This window comes from Oleiphilus sp. HI0080 (assembly GCF_001635135.1).
In genome coordinates this window covers 1-6104 of the sequence record NZ_LWFU01000550.1, presented here as the reverse complement: position 1 = coordinate 6104, position 6104 = coordinate 1, and the positions used below count along the sequence as shown (strand labels likewise).

2 protein-coding genes are annotated in these 6104 nt (G+C 51.7%); both read left to right on the top strand.

From position 1 onward, the window contains the following. On the top strand, positions 1 to 5052 hold a 5052-nt coding region (locus A3751_RS12080; RefSeq protein WP_156492401.1), incomplete at its 5' end, for a VCBS domain-containing protein. Positions 5053 to 5074: 22 nt separating this feature from the next. Then, positions 5075 to 6104: ABC transporter transmembrane domain-containing protein (locus A3751_RS12075; protein WP_231876887.1), on the top strand; the 1030-nt coding region annotated here is incomplete at its 3' end.

Genomic DNA, 6104 nt, shown 5'->3' with positions numbered 1-6104 from the left:
ACGCACAGAATCAATATCACGGTTACGGGAACCAATGATGCACCAATCGTAAGTGGTGACGCCAAATTAGCATCAGGAACCGAAGATACCGCAGTCACGTTAACTGAAGCACAACTGCTGGCTAACGCTTCGGATGTTGATCATGGTGAAACAGCAAAGTTAAGTGTGCATAACCTTAATGCAGATCACGGTACGATCACAGACAATAGAGACGGTACCTACACTTTCACTCCCGAAGCAGACTACAACGGGGCTGTTCACTTTACCTACGATGTACAAGATCCCCAAGGCGCGACGGTCGCTGCCTCTGCATCTATGTCCTTTGCAGCTGTGGCCGATGCGGCTGTTATTTCGGGTCAAGATACAGGCGCGGTTACAGAAGACCAGAATGTCTCTTCATTTAAAACTTTAGAGGTGAGCGGGCGGCTCACCATCACCGATGCAGATGCGGGTGAAGCCAGGTTTGTCGAACAGATGAATGTGCTTGGTAATGCGTCCCTCGGAGAATTCGCAATCACGGCGACCGGACAGTGGATGTATACCGCAGACAACGCGCAAACTGCCATCCAAGAGCTTGGGGCTAAAGAAACGCTCACCGACAGCCTTGAGGTGACGAGTGCTGATGGAACGCGACATACGATTACGGTGACCATTGAAGGCACAAACGACGCTCCAGTGGTTGCAAATGCTGTGACGACGCAAACGGCCAATGAAGACGCATCATTCACGTTTGCCTTGCCGGTCGACACATTTTCTGACGTCGATGCGACTGACAGCTTGACTCTCAGTGCCTCCGGCACTCCGTCTTGGGCAACCTTCGATCCTGCGACAGGTACCTTCACCGGCACGCCAAAGAACTCGGATGTCGGAACCACACAGGTGACGGTCACCGCGACGGACAGCCAGGGCGCTACAGTCAGCACGACCTTCAACCTAGTCGTGAACAACACCAATGACGCCCCGACCTTAAACCCGATTGCTTCTGTGACTGTCGATGAAGACGGACAGCAGGCAACGGGCCAGTTGACCGCTACAGACCCAGATAGTGGCGACCATTTGAGCTATGCCCCTGCGTCTTCTGTCGACGGGTTCAAATTAAATACCGATGGTAGCTGGAGTTTTAATCCCAAGGATGCCGCGTACCAGTCGCTGCCCGATGGTCAGACACAAACCCTAACTATTCCCGTGACAGTTACGGACTCGGCGGGTGCGACTGACACTCAAAACCTCACGATCACGATTACCGGTACCAACGATGCACCCACTATTGGAGCCGCCACCGGCGCCGTGACCGACCAGTCAGCGATGAGTGCAAGCGGTAAAATCTCAATAAGCGATGTAGATGCTGGTGAGGCGTCGTTCAAAGCGGCAAGTGGTTTGGCCGGGGCTCATGGCACGCTCGATATGCGAACCGACGGTACATGGACCTACACGCTTAGCGGCACCGATCCGGTCGTCAAAGCGCTGGGCGTCAATATGAGTTTGACCGACCATGTGACCGTGACTTCAGCCGATGGCACAACCAAAGTGGTTGATATAACGATCAATGGTAGCAACGATGCGCCAACCATTACGAGCGTCGCCCTTAGTGGAACGGAAGACACTGCATACACATTCAAGTCCGCCGACTTTGGCTTTCACGACGCAGACTTTGGCGCCGCGATGCACCATATCACCATCACCACCCTGCCCGATCCGGCCGAGGGTGCGTTATCGTTGGATGGGCGTGCAGTAACGGCAGGCCAAGACATAGCCACAGCCGATATTGGTAAACTCGTGTTTACACCGGCCCAGGATGTGAATGGTGATGTTCACTTTGGGTACACAGTAAACGATGGATTGGCTGATTCTTCTGCTGCAAAAGCCACGATATCTTTAGCCGGCACGCCTGACGCGGCTGTGATTACCGACACGACCCCAAATCAACAAATATTGAATGAAGACCAACACGTTTATTCGTCAGGAAGCCTACATACCGCAGAAAACCTGGTTCGTGTTGTCGACCCAGATGGTACCGCCCAAAACCAGTTTACGCCGACGGGCACAGTGCATGGCAGCGGCGCAGCAGCTACCGGCTCATGGGTCGCCGGTGACAAAGGCGTTGGGCAATTCATCTTGCATGCCGATGGCCGCTGGTTCTACAAAGTCGACAATGACAACTCAAACATAAACAGCTTGGGTGACGGCGACACCTTTAAAGAGACGCTGACGATTCACTCTGTTGACGGCACTGCGCATGTGCTTGAGGTGACGGTAAACGGCAGCAATGACGCGCCGACGATTGCAGGCGTGTCGGCACAAACCGTCACCGAAGACACCTCCCTGACCGCTAGTGGTCAGCTGACGATTACCGATATTGATTCAGGTGAAGATCACTTCCAGACTCAAACGGGTGCTGCAACCAGATACGGCCACTTCAGTGTTGATGCGACTGGACAGTGGAGTTACAGCCTGGAGAACAGTAATCAGGCAGTGCAGCGCTTGGGTGTCAATGAACACCTGGAGGACAGAATATCCGTGACCAGTGCCGACGGCACCGTCCATGTGGTTTCCGTCACGATCAATGGTTCGAATGATGCCCCAGTAGTTTCATCGAGTGTGACTTTAGCAGCCGGCACAGAGGATACTGCAGTCACGTTAACTGAGGCACAACTGCTGGCCAATGCTTCGGATGTTGATCATGGTGAAACAGTACAGCTAAGTGTGCATAACCTTAGTGCAGACCACGGCACGATCACAGACAACAAAGACGGAACGTATACCTTCACGCCCGATCCTGATTACAACGGGGCGGTCAGTTTCACCTACGATATACAAGACCCACAGGGCGCGACAGTCGCTACCTCTGCATCCATGTCCTTAGCAGCTGTGGCAGATACACCGATCGTAAATGTTGATATAGCTGATACTGCGGACAATGTTTTGAATGCCAGCGAATCTGGTGCGGCCGCTATATCAGGTACGCTCGACCCGAGCGTAGCGTCAACACTAGAGCGCATTGATATCACCGATGGCACAACAACGGTCACCGTCGACAAGGCCAATATCACCGTTGCTGCAGATGGCACTTATCAAACAATCGCAGACCTTTCTGCCTTAAAAGACGGAACACTCACCGTGACGGCGCATGCGACCAGTCATGACGGCACAACTGCAACCTCGACTGACACGATTATCAAAGACACCGTGGCCACCGAGCAAGATAACAATGCCAGCATGAATGAAGATCAGCCCAGCATTCATGGCAACCTGATTGTTGATGACGAAACCGGTGTTCAAGTGACCGGAGGGCTCGGCGAACAACAGGGCAACTACGGTAAGTTCGTGATCCACGCTGATGGCTCTTACACCTATACGCCCGACGCTCGGGCGCAAGCACTGAGCCTGAATGAGCACCAACAAGAAACATTTAACTTTAACGTTACAGATAAAGCAGGGAATATCGCGACTGAAACCTTTCAAATCACGCTGACAGGGCGTAATGATGGGCCTGTTATTACGGGCGACACGTCAGGCCAGGTAACAGAAGATGGACCAAAAGTCGCTGTCTCTGGAGTGCTCGCTACGCAAGACCCGGATGCTGGCGAGTCTTCTTCGTTAACGCCACTGAATAATCAGGCAGGCCAATATGGTCACCTTACTTTGCAAGCGGATGGGCACTGGGTTTACACGCTCGATAACAGCCAACAAAATGTACAAGATTTGAAGCAGGGTCAAACCGTCCACGATACATTTACGGTCACGGCAACCTCAACAGACGGAACAACGACGACGCAAACCCTCACCATTGATGTGCAAGGTAGTGCTGACGCCCCGGTATTGCACAGTTTTAGTGATTCAGGGAAACAGCATAGCGGGGCGATTGAAGGCAATGTTATTACGGGCGCTGACACTGACCAAGGAACAAGCGCGGCCGCGACCGATTCAGATAGCAACGCGCATCTCGTGTTACACGATATTCAGATCCATGATACAGCAAATGGTCAATATGTTGCGGTAACACCCGGAAACCCATACACCATTGCTGGTGTAGGGACGTTAACGATAGAGGGCAACGGGCATTATGTATTTGATCCCGCTTCTGGCTTTACCGGCAGCGTGCCACCTATGACTTATCGTGTAGTCGACACCGGAGGAAGCAGTACCGTTGGCGAGTCTGCTCAAAATGTTCTGAATATTGAAGTGACACCAGATATGACCGCTCCTCCGACGATTACGGGGCTAAGTGGCGGAGGTACGAGTATGACGGCAACGCTGGTGAGTCCTACGGGATCAAGCGGAAACTGGGGTGTTCAAGACCCTAAAACAGGAGCAATAGAACACTCAGAGCACGGGCAGTATGGCTCGCTCTCGGTCGATCCAAATACGGGTGTAGTGACCTATAACACTGGGGCTCCAGATTCTGGCGTGCATAAAACTGGGACCGGTGTAACGGGAGATGTTATTGAGCATTTTGTGATTACTCAAGGTGGTGTCGCAGCGACTCAGATGCTTGTGGAAGTGCATTTGAGTGCGCAGGCGACACACGGCCACAGTGGGCATTACGTTGAACATATTGCGGTAAAGGATATGTCTTTGGCACCTGTCACAAATACTCAAAATGACGAACCCGATGAATCTGTCGTCGATGATCTTACGATTCCAACAATTACGCTTGCATTTGACGAGTCAGCAGAAGTAAATGACGTCGACTTTAGTCGGCTTCACGATCTCAAACAGAGCCATACAGGCTCCATGGGAACGGAAGTTGATGAGAGGGCCTCAAAAGTGTTTGGTTCAGCGGCCGATAATGAATCGAACGATGCACTGCAGAACATGATTGCAGACCATCTAAGCGCACATCACAAAGAGAAAGCGGATGCAAAAGCACTTGCAGATCCAGACAACAAAGACGCCAATGCTGCAGGTAAAGACGCGAGTTCAGACGATTCCAATAACGCCGCGCATGATGCTGCGGCATCGGCACATGATGACTCGATGGCTGGCAGCTCTAGCTCACATATGGATAGCCTGGTACCGAAACCAGACGATGACACCTTGCCACCCATTTAGGCTGTAAGGTTTAGGAGATTAAATGACGGAACAGAAAATGGACGAGCAGAAGGCTAGCTGGGATACCGGCTCGCCTGAACGCACGCACTTTGATCCATTGCTCGACTGCCTTGTTGCGGTTGCCAAGCTTTACGATAAGCCAGTGACAGCGACTGCGCTAGCCGCAGGCCTCCCGTTGGAGGACAACAAACTCACTACGACTCTGCTGCCTCGTGCTGCTGAACGAGCAGGGCTGACTGCCAGACTCTTAAATCGGGATTTAGATGCGATCGTCCCTGAGGTTCTGCCAGCAATTTTACTTCTGCACAACGGTCATGCCTGTGTGTTAACCCACCTTGATAACGCGACCAACAAAGCCACCATCATTCGGCCCGAAGCAGGTTTGAGCGAAGTCGAGATGGAAATCGACAGCTTGAAAGAGCTTTACACCGGATTTTGTTTCTTCATCAAGCGAGAATACCAATTTGATAAAGAGCGCCGACTCGTTACTGGTGAGGCCGGTAAGCATTGGTTTTGGGATACGCTTAGGCTCTCCTTCCCCATCTACCGCGACGTTATTATTGCCTCGGTGCTGATTAACCTATTCGTACTCGCTAGCCCATTTTATGTACGCAATGTGTACGACCGAGTTGTACCAAATTCGGCCTTCGATACCCTATGGGCGTTCTCCATTGGTATCGGCATTATCTTTTTCTTTGACCTGCTTCTAAAGTTAATACGTACTTACTTTCTTGATATCGCTGGACGCAAATCAGACGTTATTCTTTCTTCTAAGATTTTTGCGCATGTGCAAGCGCTCAAACTGGAATATCGCCCGGCCTCCGTCGGCTCTTTTGCAAAAATGGTCAGCGAGTTCGAAAGTATTCGAGACTTTATCACCTCTGCGACCATGAGCACTCTGGTCGACATTCCGTTTGTCATTATCTTTCTGCTTGCCATTTACGTCTTTAGCGGCAACTTGGTGATCGTACCCATTGTTTCGGTGGTGTTGATTCTCGTTATCACGGTGTTGATTCGTCGGCCTGTCGATGAATCCATCTCCCACAGTTATG